This window comes from Streptomyces sp. NPDC091271 (assembly GCF_044757505.1).
Classification (GTDB): Bacteria; Actinomycetota; Actinomycetes; order Streptomycetales; family Streptomycetaceae; genus Streptomyces.
In genome coordinates, this window is the sequence record NZ_JBIVVD010000001.1 from 1,132,079 (window position 1) to 1,147,481 (window position 15,403).

Genomic DNA, 15,403 nt, shown 5'->3' on the forward strand with positions numbered 1-15,403 from the left:
GCGCACGATCCTCACGAGAATGTGATGTGGGGAGCCGCGCGGCCCCCCACTGAATCGTAGATACTGTGCGAAGGTTTAGGGTTCGGCCGTCTGCCGATCGACGAGGACCCACTGGTGGACACCGGACCGGGAGCGACAGCGGGGCGCGCGAGGCCGGAGGGGGCAACCGCGCGCTGCGCGTCTGGGGGACTTTGACGATGGACCCGACCAACCGGGGACCGGAAGAGTACGACCACGGCGCCGACCGTTCCGGCGACGACGCCGGACGGCGGCGGCAGTCCCGCGACCCGTTGACGCCCGACCTCGGGCACCAGACACCTCAGCAGTCACGCACGGTGCAGCTGATATCGGGCGACTTCCTCCTCACCGTCAATCCGGTCGACGGCAGCGAGATCGAGCCCTGCCGGCCGGGGGAGCGGCCCGACCCGCCCGTACGGCACACCACCGACCGGCGTGTGGAGCGGGAACGCGCCGCCGCGCCGCCTGTCCCCCCGGGGCCGCCCGCGCCGCAGACGCCCCTCCTGGAACGCCAGGAGGAGCGCGAGCGACTGGTCCGGCTGCTCGCCCGGGGGCGCTCGGTCTGCCTCACCGGGCCGGCCGGGTCCGGGCGCACAGCCCTCCTGGACGCGGTCGCCGCCGACTGCGCGGACCTGGCGCCGGACGGCGTCGTACGGCTCTCCGGATACAAGCGGACCGCCACCGAGCTGCTGCACGGGCTCTTCGAGGCCGTCTACCGCGCCCCGCTGCACCGGCCCGACCGCGAAGGACTTCTCGGGCTCGTCCACGGCATCGGCGCCGTCGTGGTCGTCGACGACCTGGAGCTCGGCGGCGCCGCGCTCCAGGAGCTGCTCGACGCCACCCCGGAGTGCGCGTTCCTCTTCGCCGCGACCCCCGATGTGCCCGCGCCGGGTCCCGACGCGAACCTCGAAGAGGTCTTCCTCACCGGTCTCGGCCGCAGCGCCTCGATCGAGCTGATGGAACACGTGGTGGAGCGCGCGCTCACCGACGACGAGGCGAACTGGGCGGGAGACCTCTGGTTCGAGTCCGAGGGGCTGCCGCTGCGCTTCGTCCAGGCGGGCGCCCTGCTGCGCCGGCGCGACGATCTGCGCCCCGGCCAGGACGTGTTCGACGGCTACGACGACGATCCGGCCGACGCCCCCTTCGGCCGGGCCGAGCCCGCCGGACTCCCGCTGCCCAGCCTCGGCGAGGGAGCGGCGCCCGCAGCCCTGCTCGCCTCCCGGCTGAGCGAGGCCGCCCGCGAGACCCTGCGCTTCGCCGTCGCGCTCGGCGGTGAGGTGCCGCACCAGGCGCACCTGCCGGCCCTTGTGGGGGACACCCACGCCGACGCCGCCCTGGGGGAGCTCGCCCTCAGCGGCCTGCTCTCCCCGGCCGGCCCCCGCTACCGGCTGGCGGCCGGGGTCCTGGCCCAGCTGGAGGCGAGCGGATACGACGAGAGCGCGGACGCCCACGCCCGCAGCGCCGCCCAGCACTACGCCTGGTGGGCGGGGCACCCGTCCGTCTCCCCGGAGCGCGCGGTCGCCGAGGCGGACGCCATCCTTGCCTCGATGACCCGCCTCGTCCCCGGCGAGGTGCCGGGTCAGGCCAGCGTGGCCGTCCTGCTGGCCCGCAGCGCCGCTCCCGCCTTCGCGGCGGGGATGCAGTGGGGCGCCTGGGAGAAGGCCCTCAGGGCCGGCCAGGAGGCCGCCAGGATCGCCGGTGAGGTGGCGGAAGAGGCTTACTTCCACCATGAGTTGGGCGTCCTCGCGCTCTGCACCGGGAATCTGGACCGCGCCAGGGCCGAACTGGAGGCCTCCATCGGCATGCGCGGGGCGCTCGCCGACAAGCCCGGCGCGGTGGCCGGACGCCGGGCGCTCGCCCTCGTGGGCGACCGCTCGGGCGAACCGATCCCCAGCACCCCGGCGGGCGAGGAGGTACCGGCCCCGCGTCACGACGAGTCGGCCTCACCCCCCGGCGGCATCCCGGCGGCCAAGCCCCTCTTCCCCCGGCTGACCGAGACGTCCGCGACCCTCGTCACCCGGCAGCCCCCGCCGGCCGCGGGTCCGCGCGGAGGCAGGCGTGCGGGAGCGGTGCTCCAGGGCGCCAGGCGCAATATCGTCGCGGTGGGCGCGGGCGCGCTGCTGGCGGCCGTGCTCGGCACCGTGGTGACCCTGGGAGCCACCTCGGGAAGCGAGGAGCCGGACGGTCAGAACGTCACGACCGAACAGTCGGCGAACGAGGACGACAGCGAGAACGGCCTCCCCGCCGACGAGCCGACCGACGACCCTGCCACCGAAGAGGGCACGGCCACCGGCTCCGGGTCCCCCAGCCCGTCAGGCACCGCCACCCCGTCCGGGAGCGGCAGCCCGTCCCCGGGCACCTCGAGCCCGGGATCGAGCACCTCGTCCAGCGAGGGCCCCAGCGACTCGCCGACACAGGGCAGCCCCACGCCGACGAAGAAGCCGACGGACAAGCCGACGAAGCCGCCGACCACGCCGCCCGACGAGTCCGAGACCCCGACCGGGACCCCCACCGAGACCCCGACCGAGGAGCCGACCCCGACGGACACCCCGACGGAGCCGGAGAACTCCACCTCGGCGAGCGGCCCGGCGGAGTCCGTCACGGCCTCGGCGACGGAGAGCGGTCCGGCCTCCCCGACGGTGGCCTGAGCGCGAAAACGCCGTACGGCTCCGGAGACCGGGGCCGTACGGCGATCAGGTAGCGGGCAACGGCCCCAGGTCAGAACAGCCGGAGCTTGTCGTCCTCGATGCCCCGCATCGCGTTGTAGTCGAGGACCAGGCACCCGATCCCACGGTCCGTCGCCAGCACCCGGGCCTGAGGCTTGATCTCCTGCGCCGCGAACACGCCCCGCACCGGCGCCAGATGCGGATCACGGTTGAGCAGCTCCAGATAGCGGGTCAGCTGCTCCACACCGTCGATGTCGCCCCGCCGCTTCAGCTCCACGGCCACCGTCGCACCGTCCGCGTCCCGGCACAGGATGTCGACCGGGCCGATCGCGGTCGGGTACTCACGGCGGATCAGGGTGTAGCCCTCGCCGATCGTCTCGATGCGGTCGGCGAGCAGCTCCTGGAGGTGCGCCTCCACGCCGTCCTTGATGAGCCCCGGGTCGACACCCAGCTCATGGGACGAGTCGTGGAGGATCTCCTCCATCGTGATGATCAGTTTCTCGCCCGCTTTGTTCACCACGGTCCAGACGCCCTCGCTGTCGTCGGCGCCCTCCTTCAGGGTGCACGGCGGGGACATCCAGTTGAGAGGTTTGTACGCCCGGTCGTCGGCGTGGATCGACACACTGCCGTCCGCCTTCACCAGGATCAGACGGGGGGCGGAGGGCAGGTGGGCGGTGAGCCGGCCCGCGTAGTCGACGGAGCAACGGGCGATGACGAGACGCATGGTCGGCAACGCTACTCGACGACCCACGGTCCACGCGATTCCCGTCCTCCTCAGGTGCACCTCCCGACAGAGGCCGATCGGGCTTGCCCCTCTTTGCGACCGTTCGTTATTGGCCGGTTGTGTTCCCAATCTCCTGGTGCGGCCCGGACTGCGCCCTTAACGTGGAAGCAGGAGGTCGCCGTCTGTGTACGCAGCGTCGCCGTCCTGCCTTGCCCGTAAGGCCCCGGCGCTCCGCCGGGGTCGCGAGAGGAGAACCCATGTCGCTCGACGTCTCACCGGCGCTGTTGGAACAGGCCGAGCGAGGCGAGGTCGACGAAGCCGACTTCGTCGACTGCGTCCGGACCTCCCTGCCCTACGCATGGGAGATGATCAGCTCCCTGGTGGCCCAGCTGAAGGTCGACGGCGGAGAATTCGCCGACAACCAGACGCCCCCGCCGGACGAGCAGGCACGTGGTCAGCTGCTGCGTGCGCTCGCGAGTGATGCGATACGCGGCGCGCTGCAGCGGCATTTCGGAGTGCGCCTGGCATTCCAGAACTGCCACCGCGTCGCGGTGTTCCCGCTGGACGACTCGGTCGACGAGCGGCTGGCCCGATTCACCTCGGTGAGGGGCCAGTTGCTCAACCAGTCGCCCGAACTACGGGACTGCTGAGCGCTTCTGCTGCCGCTTCGGGCCGCGGGAGGTGCAACTGGCTCCGGGGCGGCAGCTCCCGTACCACCGCACCACCAGGACTACCAGCGTGAACAGCTCACTCCAGCAACGGCAGCACTTCCGTGCCCAGCCGCTCCACATTGGTCTCCGTCGCCGCGAGATCGCCCGACCCCTCGACCATGAGGGCGAAGCGGGTGATGCCCGTGCGCTCCGCCGTGGCCGCGAGCCGGTCGGCGGCGAAACGGGGCGGGCCCACCGGATGCAGGCCGCAGAGGAACTCGGTGTAGGCCACGGGGTCGCGCATCACCCGGTGCCGGCCGTCGACCGTCACATGGGCGTCGAGCCCCTGGCGCAGCCAGCCCGGCATCGCCTTCACGAGCGTCTCCACGGCGTCCGCCGGGCGGTCGGAGATCTGGGCCACCCCTGCGGACACATGTGCTACCCGCTCCGCTACCTCCGCCGGCTGACCGGCCTCCCGGGCAGCCGAACGCCAGAGAGCGACCATGTCGGCCTTCTCCTCGTCGCCGCAGTGCATCCCGAGGAGCATCGGCAAACCCTTTTCAGCGGCGAGTTTCACGCTTTTCGGCGACGTGCACGCCACGATCACCTCGGGGCCCGGCGGACCGTCCCCGAGGAGCTCGTCGGCGCGGGGCACCACGGCCACCTCGCGGAAGCCGTAACGCTCCCCGCCCCCCGCCACCCGGGGCTTGTCCAGCCAGTCGAGCAGCAGCTCCAGCGCCTCGGGGAAGCCCTTCTCGTACGCCTCGAGTCCGCCGCCGAACACCTCCAGGTCGACCCACGGCCCGCCCCGCCCCACCCCGAGGGAGAAGCGCCCGCCGCTGGTCAGATGCAGCAGCGCGGCCTGCTCACCGAGCGCGACGGGGTGATGGTTCGGAAGCACGCTCACCGCCGTGCCCACGCGGATCCTGCGGGTGCGGCCGAGCAGCAGGGCGGCCAGTGTCGTGGCGGACGGGCACACCCCGTACGGCACGAAATGGTGCTCTGCGAGCCAGACGGAATCGAGCCCGGACTCCTCCGCGACCTCCGCGGAGCGGACTGCCCGGTGCAGGGCCTCACCCTGCCCCTGGCCCGGAAACTGAGCTGCCAGTACGAACGTTCCTACGCGCATCGCCTGTTGCCTCCTTACGGCCGACGCGGCTGTCCCTCTACGGGCAACAACGTCTGACACGTGCCAAAGGCACGGTCCACGGCGAAGTTGTTGCGATTTTCCGGTAACCCACCCGCCCCTCGGGTAGCCATCCGCCACTCCCGACACCGGTCAGCCGCCGGTGGCTCTAGGCTGGACGGAACAAATCCGCCCGTGCCCGCCCCGTGAGGTGTCCCGTGTCCCCGCGCCGCAACCGCCCCCGAGGCGGCGAGAGTCCTACCGGCAGCCCACGAGAGGCGGGGGAGCGGTACGGAGGGGGCGGCGCCACGGAGAGCTGGCAGGGCGAGGAGTGGTCGGTGCGCCCGGTGAGCGGCGCGAGCGCGGCGGGCAAGCGCTACCGCTGCCCCGGCTGCGACCAGGAGATCCCGTCGGGGGTGCCGCACCTCGTCGCCTGGCCCGAGTTCGGCGGGATCGACGACCGCAGGCACTGGCACAAGGCCTGTTGGAACGCGAAGGACCGCCGCACCACACGGGTGCAGCGGTCCAGGAACGCTCCGCGCTACTGAGCGACGGCCTCAGACGTCCCGCCGGTCGAGCGAGAAGAGGGCGCCGGCCATGGCGACCGCGGTGACGCCGAGAATGATCCACAGCGGCTCCCAGCCGGTCGGGCCCGACGCGGTCACCGACACGTCGTACATCGCGCCCAGCTGGTTGGGGATCGAGTACTCGAAGAGCGCCTGCTGCACGGAGGCCAGCGTCGGCGAGAACATGAAGATCGCCAGCACGAGTGGGAGCAGCACCACCCCGATCATGATCGTGATGGCGCCCGCCGAGTGCCGGATGAGCGCGCCGAGCGCGAGCGAGAGCAGTCCGAGCGTCGCGACGTAGAGACCGACCCCCGCCGTGGAACGCACCCAGTAGCCGGCGTCGGGTGTGGCTCCGTCCAGCATGGCCGTCTGCAGGACGCCGACGACCCCCGTGGTGACCGTGGTGATCGTGAAGGCGAGCAGGAAGAAGACGATCGACTTCGCGATCAGCATCCGCGCCCGGCTCGGGCACGCGGTCAGCGTCGTACGGATCATTCCGGTGCCGTACTCGGACGCGATGGTGAGCACGCCGAGAGTGATCACGCAGATCGACCCGAGCAGCACGCCGAAGAAACCGAGGCTCAGCACCGGGGTGTCGTCCAGAGGCGCGTCCGAGATGCTCACGGTGAACGCGGTGAGCAGCCCGATGCCGACCAGGAGCACGATCATCACGCCGAGCGTCCACACCGTGGAGCGCACGGAGCGGATCTTCGTCCACTCGGAGGCGATCGCGTCACCGAGGCCGGGGGTGCGCACGGGGATCGGTGAGGCGTACAGGCCGGGCAGGCCGCCCTGACCCGGCTGGGGCTGCGGCTGCGGGGGAGCCTGGTGCGCCTGCGGCGGCATCGTCATCGGGAGTCCTCGCTGGTCTTGCGCTCGGGCCGGTCCGCGGTCTGCGCGGTCGCGGGTCCGGCCGGCGGTGCGGCGGCGTACGGGTTCTGTCCCGGGGGCGGCGGGGCGTACCAGCCCTGCTGCGGGACCTCCGGCGGGGGCGCGGGCGCGTGACCGGGCTGGCCGTGGCCCTGGAGCCCGTGACCGGCCTGCCCGGGGCCCTGGTGGCCGGGCTGTCCGTAGCCGGGCGGCGGCAGCTGGAGCCCTTCCTTGGCATCCGCCGTCGAGCGGTAGTCCACGGCGCCCTGCGTCATCCGCATGTACGCCTCCTCCAGCGACGCCTGGTGCGGCGAGAGCTCCCACAGCCGGACGTCCGACGCGTGGGCCAGATCGCTGATCCGGGGGAGCGGCAGCCCGGTGACGCGCAGGGCGCCGTCCGGCTCGTGCATGACCCCGGCGCCCGCCTCCGTCAGCGAGGCCGTCAGCTTCTCCCGCTCCTCCGGCCGGTCGGCCGGGACCCGCACCCGCGCGAAGTCCGCCGAGTTGGCCGAGATGAACTCCTTGATGCTCATGTCGGAGAGCAGCTGCCCGCGCCCGATCACGATCAAGTGGTCGGCGGTGAGCGCCATCTCGCTCATCAGGTGGCTGGAGACGAAGACCGTGCGACCCTCGGAGGCCAGCTGCTTCATCAGGTTGCGGACCCAGAGGATGCCCTCGGGGTCGAGGCCGTTGACCGGCTCGTCGAAGAGCAGCACCTGCGGGTCGCCGAGCAGCGCCGCCGCGATACCGAGCCGCTGGCCCATTCCCAGGGAGTAGCCCTTTGACCGCTTCTTCGCGACGTCCTGGAGCCCGACGACGCCGAGGACCTCGTCCACCCGGGCCGCCGGGATGCCGGCGAGCTGGGCCAGGCACAGCAAGTGGTTACGGGCGCTGCGCCCGCCGTGCACGGCCTTGGCGTCGAGCAGCGCCCCGACCTGGCGCGGGGCGTTGGGAAGGCTGCGGAAGGCGTGGCCGCCGATCGTCACATGCCCGGACGTCGGCCGGTCCAGGCCGAGCATCATGCGCATGGTGGTGGACTTGCCCGACCCGTTGGGACCGAGGAACCCCGTGACGGCTCCTGGCCGCACCTGGAAGGAAAGGTTGTGCACGGCCGTCTTCGCGCCGTAGCGCTTCGTCAGGCCGACTGCCTCGATCATTCTCCAGCCCCATCGACTTATCTGTCGTCGGGGCCCAGGCCCGCGGCCGCACGCCCCCGTAAGAGTTAGGAGGATAACCAGCCGCGGGCGGTTCCGGCCAAGCCGTACAAGGAGCGACGGCCGCTACGCGTCGCGCTTCTTCAGTACCAGGTAGCCGCCGACCAGCGCGGCCACCACCCACAGCGCCATGATCCCCAGCCCGGCCCACGGCCCGTACGGCGCCGGGTCGCTGTTCATGGCGTCCGGGACCACCTGCATGATCTTGGAGCCGGCCTGGTCGGGGAAGTACCGGGCCACGCTCTTGGCGCCGGGGACCGCCGAGAGGATCTGCGAGACGAGGAAGAAGAACGGCATCAGGATGCCGAGCGACAGCATGGAGCTGCGCAGCATCGTGGCCACGCCCATCGAGAAGATCGCGATCAGGCCCATGTAGACGCCGCCGCCGAAGACCGCGCGCAGCACGTTCTCCGCGCCGATGTCGGTGCCGCGGTCACCCAGCATGGCCTGGCTGAGGAAGAACGTCACGAAGCTGGTGGCGAGGCCGACCACCAGTGCCAGGACGCCCGCCACCGCGATCTTGCAGAAGAGGAACGACCCGCGCTGCGGCACGGCCGAGAGGGAGGTGCGGATCATGCCTGAGCTGTACTCCGTACCCACCACCAGGACACCGAAGACGACCATCGCCAGCTGCCCCAGGACCGTACCGGAGAAGCTCACGAAGGTCGGGTCGAAGGTGGCCTGCTCTGCGGCCGAGAGGTCGTCGAACTGGCTGTTCAGCAGGGCGCTCAGGGCCGCGCCCATGGCCACCGTGACGACGAACGCGGAGATCAGCGTCCAGGTGGTCGAGGAGACCGTACGGATCTTGGTCCACTCGGAATTCAGGACCGCGGGTACCGATGCCATCGCCGTCACACCCCCTTCGTGCCGTCGCCGACGACGCCGCCGGCCTGTTGCTGGTTCCACTGTTCGCCCCAGTGCGGCCCCACCGGCGGTGGCCGGTCACCGTCGCGGTCGGAGTGGGCGTGGTACTCCACGGAGCCCGCCGTCATCTGCATGAAGGCCTCCTCCAGGGAGGCCCGCTGGGCGCTGAGCTCGTGCAGCACGATCCCGTGCCGGCCGGCGAGGTCACCGAGCCGCTCCGGGGCCTCGCCGTCGATCTCCAGCGTGCCGTTGCCCGATTCGACCGCGACGACGCCCTCCGCGTGCAGCAGGTCACGAAGGCGCTCCTGTTCCGGGGAGCGCATCCGCACGAAACTGCGGGAGTTCTCCTGGATGAAGTCCGCCATCGAGGTGTCCGCGAGCAGCTTCCCCTGCCCGATGACGATCAGATGATCGGCCGTCAGTGCCATTTCACTCATCAGGTGCGAGGAGACGAAGATCGTCCGGCCTTCCGAGGCGAGGGTCTTCATCAGATTCCTGATCCAGTGAATTCCCTCCGGGTCCAGACCGTTGACGGGTTCGTCGAACATCAGGATCTCGGGATCGCCGAGCAGCGCCGCCGCGATTCCCAGCCGCTGGCCCATGCCGAGGGAGAATCCCTTGGACTTCCTCTTGGCCACCGCGGTCAGGCCGACCGTGTCCAGCACGTGCGAGACCCGGCTCGCCGGGATGCGGTTGCTCTGGGCCAGACACAGGAGGTTGTTGTACGCGCTGCGCCCGCCGTGCATCGACTTGGCGTCCAGCAGCGCCCCGATGTGCTTGAGCGGCTCCTGGAGGTCGCGGTAGTGACGGCCGTCGATCCGCACCGTGCCGCTGGTCGGGTTGTCGAGGTCGAGCATCATCCGCATGGTCGTGGACTTGCCCGCCCCGTTCGGGCCGAGGAACCCCGTCACCATTCCGGGTCTGACCCGGCATGACAGATGGTCGACGGCAACCTTGTTGCCGAAGCGTTTGGTGAGGCCGTCGAGCTCGATCATGCGCTCACGCTAGAACGCCCGCGCGCCCGGCGCCACCACAAAGGCGGAACCGGGCGCGCAAGGGGTACAGCTGATGTACGTGCCGGACGTCAGCGGGTCTGCTGGGCCGGGACCCCACGGGTGGCGGACTCGTCCTCCGCCGGGGAGCCGGCGGCGGCGACCGCGGCACCCGTCAGCGTCGCCAGCATCTCGCGGACGTTGGTCAGCTGCGCGTTGATCGAGTCGCGGCGGTTGGTGAGCGCCGCCAGCTCGCGCTCCGACTCGCTGCGGATGCGGTCGGCCTTGGCGTTCGCGTCGGCCACGATGTCCTCGGCCTGGCGCTGAGCCGTCTCCACCGTCTGACGGGCCCGGCGCTCGGCGTCCGTACGGAGCTTCTCGGCCTCCAGGCGGAGCTGCTCCGCGCGGTGCTCGATCTCGGCGAGCCGCTTCTCGGCCTTCGCCTGACGGGACGCGAGGTCACGCTCCGACTGATCGCGGCGCTTGGCGAGGTTCGTCTCGAAGTCCGCGGCGGCCTGGGCGGCCTTGGCGCGGGTCTCCTCGAAGAGGGCGTCCGCCTCCTCGCGCTTCTGCTGAGCGTCCTTCTGGGCGTCGGTGCGGAGCGTGCTCGCCTCGCCCTTGGCCTTCTCGACGATACGAACGCCCTCGTCCTCGGCCTTCGCCTTGCGCTCCGCGGAGAACGTCTCCGCGTCGTTGCGCACCTGCTGGGCGGCCGACTCGGCCAGCTCGCGGTGCTGCTCGGCCGCGCGGCGGGCCTCCTCACGCAGGTCCTTCGCCTCCTCCTCGGCGAGACGGAGGATCTTCTCGACGCGGGCACCGAGCCCGGCGTACGACGGCTCGGCGTCGTTGACCTGGGCCTGGGCGTTCTGCGTTTCGAGGTGGAGCTCCTCGATGCGCTTTTCCAGAGAGGTGATCCGTGCGAGAGCGCTGTCACGGTCGGCGACGATTTTGGTAATGCGGTCGTCCACCTGACCGCGGTCGTATCCACGTCGCACGAGCTCGAAGCCGAAGGGGGAGGAAGGGTCGCTCATGGGGTTCCTGTCGAATGAGACCGGTGAGGTGTTAGAGGGAATCCTAGGGGCCAGAACGGCGTGTCAACGTGAAGATGCCGCTTTGGTATGGAGAATGACACCCCTTTTGAGTGGCTGACCCCCGGAGGGCTTGCGACCCGAACGTTTGAATGTTCATGGCGAAGTACGTGTGCGGCTACCCGTCCGACGCCTTGCCGCCCGGCCGGTTGCCCGCCGCCGCACCGGCCTTGACGCCCCCGGCACCGCCGCCCGATGCCTTACCCGTTCCGCCCGGAGCCTCGAAAGACTCCAACGCCTCGAGGACGTCCTGGACACGGGAGATCTCCGTATTGATGTCCTCGCGCCGGCGGACCAGAAGGTCCAGCTCCCGGCGGCCCTCGTCAACCATCTGCTCCGCCTCGGCCTCCGCGTCGGCGCGCAGTTTCTCGGCCACCCGGGTCAGCTCGGCCTTCTTCGTCTCCGCCTCCTTGAGGAGCGACTCGGCGCGCTTCACGGCGGCGATACGGACCTTGCTCGCCTCCGAATTCGCGTCCGCCAGAAGCTCCTTGGCCTGGGCCTCGGCCTCGGCGCGCTGGTCCGTCGCGGCCTTCATCAGCTTGTCGACGCGCTCCCCCGCGGTCTTCATCTGCTCGGAGGTCTCACGCCTGGCGCGCTCGTGCAGCTCCTCGATCTCGCTCTCGATCCGGGTCCTGAGCTCCTCCGCCCGCTCCCGGGTGGCGGTGGCGTCCCGGCGGGCGCCGACGAGCAGCTCGTCCGCGTCCGTGCGGGCCCTCTCCACCAGGGTGTTGCCCTCCACCGTCGCCTCCGACGTGATCCGCACCGCCTCGTTGCGCGCGGCGCCGACCATGCTGTCGGCCTGCTGCTCGGCCTCGGTGGCGGCGCGCAGCGCCTCCTCCTGGGCCTTCGCCACGAGCTGGTCGGCCTGTTCGGCGGCGTCGGCACGGCGCTTCGCCGCGGCCTCGCGCGCCTCGTCGAGCAGCCGGTCCGCCTCCTGGCGTGCCTCCGCGCGCAGCTGCTCCGCCGCGGACTCGGCGTCGGCACGCAGCCGCTCCGACTCCTCGCGGGTGCGGGCCGCGTGCTCCTGGGCCGAACCGACGGTCTGTGCCGCCTCCGCGCGCAGCCGCTCCGCCTCGTCGGTCGCCTCTCCGACGAAACGCTCCGACTGCTCGGTCGCCTCGGCGCGGACCCGCTCGCTCTCGGTCGTCGCCTCGGCCATGAGCCGGTCGGCCTGTGCCGCCGCCTCGGAACGGATCCGGTTGGCGTCCTCACGGGCCTCGCCGCGGGCGCGCGAGGCGTCCTGCTCCGCGGACGCGAGAGCGTCGGACGCCTCCGTACGCATCCGCTGGCTGTACTCCGAGGTGTCCGAGCGCAGCTTCTCGGACTCGGCGATGGCCTCCGAGACGGTCCGCTCGGCCAGTGCCTTGGCGGCGTCCGCCTCCTCGTGCGCGACCCGGCGGACGCGGTTGGCGTCCTCGGTGGCCCGCTCGCGCTCGGCGTAGGCGTCGGTCCTGAGCCGGTCCGCCTCCTCCTGCGCCTCGGTCCTCGTCCGCTCCGCCGAGTGCTCCGCGGCGGAACGCAGCCCGGTGATCTCCTCCTCGGCCTGCTCCTGCAGCCCGGCGACGGAGTCCCGCACCTGCTGGGCGGTCTGCTCGGCGGCCGATACCAGCTCGGAGGCCCGGTTCTCCGCCTCCTCGACCAGCCGCTGGGCCTCGGCCTGGGCCTCCTCGACCCGCTTGCGGGCGGAGGCGAGGAGCTCCTCGCTCTGCTCGCGGGCGCGCTCGCGCTCCTGCTCCGCCTCGGCACGCGCCGAATCGAGTGCCTCCTCGGCGGCGCGGCGGCGGCGGTTGGCCTCCTCCTGCGCGGCGGCCAGGGCCTCGGCCGCCTCCACGCCGACCCGCTCGGCGGCGGCCGCCGCCTCGGAACGGATCCGGTCGGCGCTCTCCTGAGCCTCGGTCTTCAGCCGCTCCGCCTCGGCCGCGGCCTCGCTGCGCAGCCGTACGGCCACGGACTCGCCCTCGGCGCGGGACTGCGCGGCGTCGGCGGCGGCCTCGGTACGCAGGCTCTCGGCCTCCGTCGTGGCCTGCTCCTGGAGCGCACGGATCCGCTCGGCGGCCTCGGCGCGCAGCCGCTCGGACTCCTCGCTCGTCTCGCGGCGGATCCGCTCCGCCTCCGTACGCGCCTCTCCGAGCGCCTCCTCCGCGGCGGTGACCCGGGACTCGGCCTCGGCGTGCAGCCGGGTCAGCTCCTCGGCCGCCTCGGTCCTGCGTGCCTCGACCCCGCGCTCGGTCTCCTCGCGCAGCGCCTGGGCCGCCTCTTCCGCCGTGGTGGTCAGGGCGGTGGCCTGCTCCTCGGCCTCGGCGCGCAGCTTCTCCGCCTCGGCGCGGCTGCGTTCCAGCGCTTCCTCGGCCTGCTTGCGCAGGGTGGCGGCGCGCTCGGCCGCCTCGGTCCTGACGCGCTCGCTCTCGGTGCCGGCGGAGGTCCGCAGCTCCTCGGCGTCGGCCTTGGCCTTGGTGAGCAGCTCCTCGGCGGTGCGGGCACCCTCCTCGAGCTGCTGTACGGCCTCGCGGCGGGCCTCGCCACGGATCCGCTCGCCCTCGGCGACGGCCTCGGAGCGCAGTTGCTCGGCCTCGCCGCGGAGACGGCGGGCCTCCTCCTGCAGCTCGACGGTCTTGGCCCGGTACTCCTTGGTGTCGTCCTTGGCCGCGCCCTTGAGCTGGTCGGCCTGCTCGGCGGCCTCGCCGCGCAGCCGGTCCGCCTCGGCCTCGGCCTCACGGCGGATCCGGTCGGCCTCCTCACCGGCGGCCTTGGTGGTCGACCTGGCGTCCTCGGACGCCTTGGTCAGGACCTCCTCGGCGCTCCGGGCGGCCTTCGCGAGCTGGGCCGCGGCGTCCTCGGCGGCCAGGGTGCGGGCCTTCTCGGCCGCCTCCGCGACCACCCGCTCGGCCTCCGCGCGGGCGTCGACGAGCGCCTGCTCGGCCTCTTCCTTGAGCGTCTCGGCCTGCTTGGTGGCCTCGCCGACCAGGCGGGCGATCTCGGACTTGGCCGTACGGGTGCGCTGCTCGTTCTGCGACTCGGCGCCGGCCAGCCGCTTGACCGCGGCCTCCTTCGCCTCGGCGAGGACCTTCTCCGCCTCCAGCCGGGCCTCGCGCAGCCGGGTCTCGGCCTCCTGCATGCGCTGCTCGGCGGTGCGGTTCAGCTCCGCGGTCTGCTGCCGGGTCTGCTCGGTCTCGGAGGTGGCCGTCGAGCGCAGCTGCTCGGCGTGACTGGTCGCCTCCTGGGCCTGCGTGGAGGCGGCGTCGAGCAGTCGCTCGGCGTCCCTGCGGGCCCGCAGCAGCGTGGCCTCGGCATCGGCACGGGCCGCCTCCGCCTCGGAGTTGACGCGCCGGCGGGTCTCGTCCGCGAGCCGGGCGGCCTCGGCGCGGGCAGCGGCCAGCGACTGCTCGGCCTCCGTGCGCGACTCGTCCAGGAGACGGCGGGCCTGGGACTCGGTCCTGGCCCGCAACTGCTCGGCCCAGGCGACGTTCTCGTTGACGTGGGACTCGACGGTCTGCCGGCGCTCCGCCAGCTCCTGGTCGAGCCGCTGGCGCCGCTGCACGGCCTCGGCGTGCAACTCGGCCTGCAGCCGGGCCTGGTGCTCCGCGTGCTCCTGCAGGATCCGCTGCGTCTGCGCCCTGGCCTCGCGCAGCTCGCGCTCGGCGTCGGTCCGCAGCTGGTCGGCCTGGATCTGGGCATTACGCAGCATCTGCTCGGCCTGGTAGCCGATGTCCGCGCTGTCGTGTGCGGGACGGGTCGCGAGATTGCGACGTGCCTCGTGCAGCTTGGCGCGCAAGACCTCGACCTGGTAACCGAGGTCCTCGGCGTGCTGGACGGCCTTCTCCCGGTCGGTCTTCAGCCGGTCCATCTCGGCTTCGAACCGCGAGAGATGGTCGTCGTCAGCTCGGTGGCTCTGCTGGCTTTCGTAGCCCCGCACTGCGCGGTCCCATCCTTCCCCGAGCTCTCAATTACTTCCCCAAGCTCTCAACTTCGTTCGAGCAGGGGATGCCCCACTGAGCAGGGAAGACCCCAACCCTGGTCGCAATTCTCCATACGAGTACCGCTCGCGGGCGAGCGGTCCCCCGGGGGAATGGTGACAGATCAACGGCGAGGACGCGGCGCGGCCCCGACCCGGCCCCGGCCCGGAACCGCCCACTCTACCGGGCCGGGTATCGGTCAGGTCAGTGCTCGGTCGCCGACGTGACCAGTTCGGTCAGCACACCGTGGCAGTCCTTGGGGTGGAGGAAAGTGATCCGGGACCCCATCGACCCGGTCCTGGGCTCGTCGTAGAGCACCCGCACGCCCTTCCCCCGGATGTCGGCGGCGTCCGCGTCCACGTCCGCGGTCCCGAAGGCGATGTGGTGCACGCCCTCGCCGTTCTTCGCCAGCCACTTGCCGACGGCGGAGTCCTCACGGGTCGGCTCCAGGAGCTGGAGGTACGAAGCGCCGCCGTCCGAGGTGTCGTTGATCTTCAGCATGGCCTCCCGGACACCCTGCTCCTCGTTGATCTCGGAGTGGTGCACCTCGAAGCCATAGGTCGCGCGGTAGAACTCCACCGTCTTGTCGAGGTCGAAACAGGCGATTCCGATGTGGTCGATTCGCGTCAGCATGGAACCAGTGCAGCGCCCCGGGGATGGTTACGCAAC

At 71.8% G+C, this 15,403-nt stretch carries 12 protein-coding genes; 3 read left to right on the plus strand and 9 right to left on the minus strand.

What is annotated here, in order from left to right:
- Positions 1-197: 197 nt before the first annotated feature.
- The gene (locus ACIQM3_RS05490) at positions 198-2,666 is read left to right on the plus strand and encodes an ATP-binding protein (RefSeq protein WP_401619076.1); all 2,469 of its coding nucleotides are present in this window, start codon (positions 198-200) and stop codon (positions 2,664-2,666) included.
- Between the two features lie 70 nt (positions 2,667-2,736).
- Here the strand turns inward: ACIQM3_RS05490 and nucS are convergent, their stop codons facing one another.
- Positions 2,737-3,408: an endonuclease NucS gene (nucS, locus tag ACIQM3_RS05495; protein WP_356530893.1), complete on the minus strand. Its 672-nt coding sequence runs from the start codon at positions 3,406-3,408 to the stop codon at positions 2,737-2,739.
- 257 nt (positions 3,409-3,665) lie between these two features.
- On the opposite strand from nucS, the gene ACIQM3_RS05500 reads away from it, so the two are divergent.
- The gene (locus tag ACIQM3_RS05500; RefSeq protein WP_104789158.1) at positions 3,666-4,058 is read left to right on the plus strand and encodes an SCO5389 family protein; all 393 of its coding nucleotides are present in this window, start codon (positions 3,666-3,668) and stop codon (positions 4,056-4,058) included.
- Between the two features lie 97 nt (positions 4,059-4,155).
- Here ACIQM3_RS05500 and ACIQM3_RS05505 read toward each other — a convergent pair whose 3' ends face one another.
- Positions 4,156-5,187, minus strand: a complete 1,032-nt coding sequence (locus tag ACIQM3_RS05505; protein WP_401619079.1) for an LLM class flavin-dependent oxidoreductase — start codon at positions 5,185-5,187, stop codon at positions 4,156-4,158.
- Positions 5,188-5,402: 215 nt separating this feature from the next.
- Between ACIQM3_RS05505 and ACIQM3_RS05510 the strand changes: the two genes are divergently transcribed.
- Entirely contained in the window at positions 5,403-5,732 is a 330-nt protein-coding gene (locus ACIQM3_RS05510; RefSeq protein ID WP_104789162.1) for an ATP/GTP-binding protein, read from the plus strand.
- Between the two features lie 9 nt (positions 5,733-5,741).
- Here ACIQM3_RS05510 and ACIQM3_RS05515 read toward each other — a convergent pair whose 3' ends face one another.
- From ACIQM3_RS05515 to mce, 7 genes are all read right to left on the minus strand, one after another.
- Positions 5,742-6,605, minus strand: a complete 864-nt coding sequence (locus ACIQM3_RS05515) for an ABC transporter permease subunit (protein ID WP_401619082.1) — start codon at positions 6,603-6,605, stop codon at positions 5,742-5,744.
- Positions 6,602-7,780, minus strand: a complete 1,179-nt coding sequence (locus tag ACIQM3_RS05520) for an ABC transporter ATP-binding protein (RefSeq protein WP_401619085.1) — start codon at positions 7,778-7,780, stop codon at positions 6,602-6,604. The genes ACIQM3_RS05515 and ACIQM3_RS05520 overlap by 4 nt, the downstream gene beginning before the upstream one ends.
- Positions 7,781-7,903: 123 nt before the next feature.
- Positions 7,904-8,683 (minus strand): ABC transporter permease subunit, encoded by a 780-nt coding sequence (locus ACIQM3_RS05525; RefSeq protein ID WP_401619088.1) that lies wholly within the window; start codon positions 8,681-8,683, stop codon positions 7,904-7,906.
- Between the two features lie 5 nt (positions 8,684-8,688).
- The gene (locus ACIQM3_RS05530; RefSeq protein ID WP_401619091.1) at positions 8,689-9,696 is read right to left on the minus strand and encodes an ATP-binding cassette domain-containing protein; all 1,008 of its coding nucleotides are present in this window, start codon (positions 9,694-9,696) and stop codon (positions 8,689-8,691) included.
- Positions 9,697-9,785: 89 nt separating this feature from the next.
- On the minus strand, positions 9,786-10,724 hold the full coding sequence (locus tag ACIQM3_RS05535) for a cellulose-binding protein (protein ID WP_401619094.1): 939 nt from the start codon (positions 10,722-10,724) through the stop codon (positions 9,786-9,788).
- A gap of 175 nt (positions 10,725-10,899) precedes the next feature.
- A complete protein-coding gene (gene scy / locus ACIQM3_RS05540) occupies positions 10,900-14,694 on the minus strand; it encodes a polarized growth protein Scy (protein WP_401619097.1) in 3,795 nt (1,264 codons plus the stop codon).
- Positions 14,695-14,938: 244 nt separating this feature from the next.
- Entirely contained in the window at positions 14,939-15,367 is a 429-nt protein-coding gene (gene mce, locus ACIQM3_RS05545; protein WP_401619099.1) for a methylmalonyl-CoA epimerase, read from the minus strand.
- Positions 15,368-15,403 lie beyond the last annotated feature (36 nt).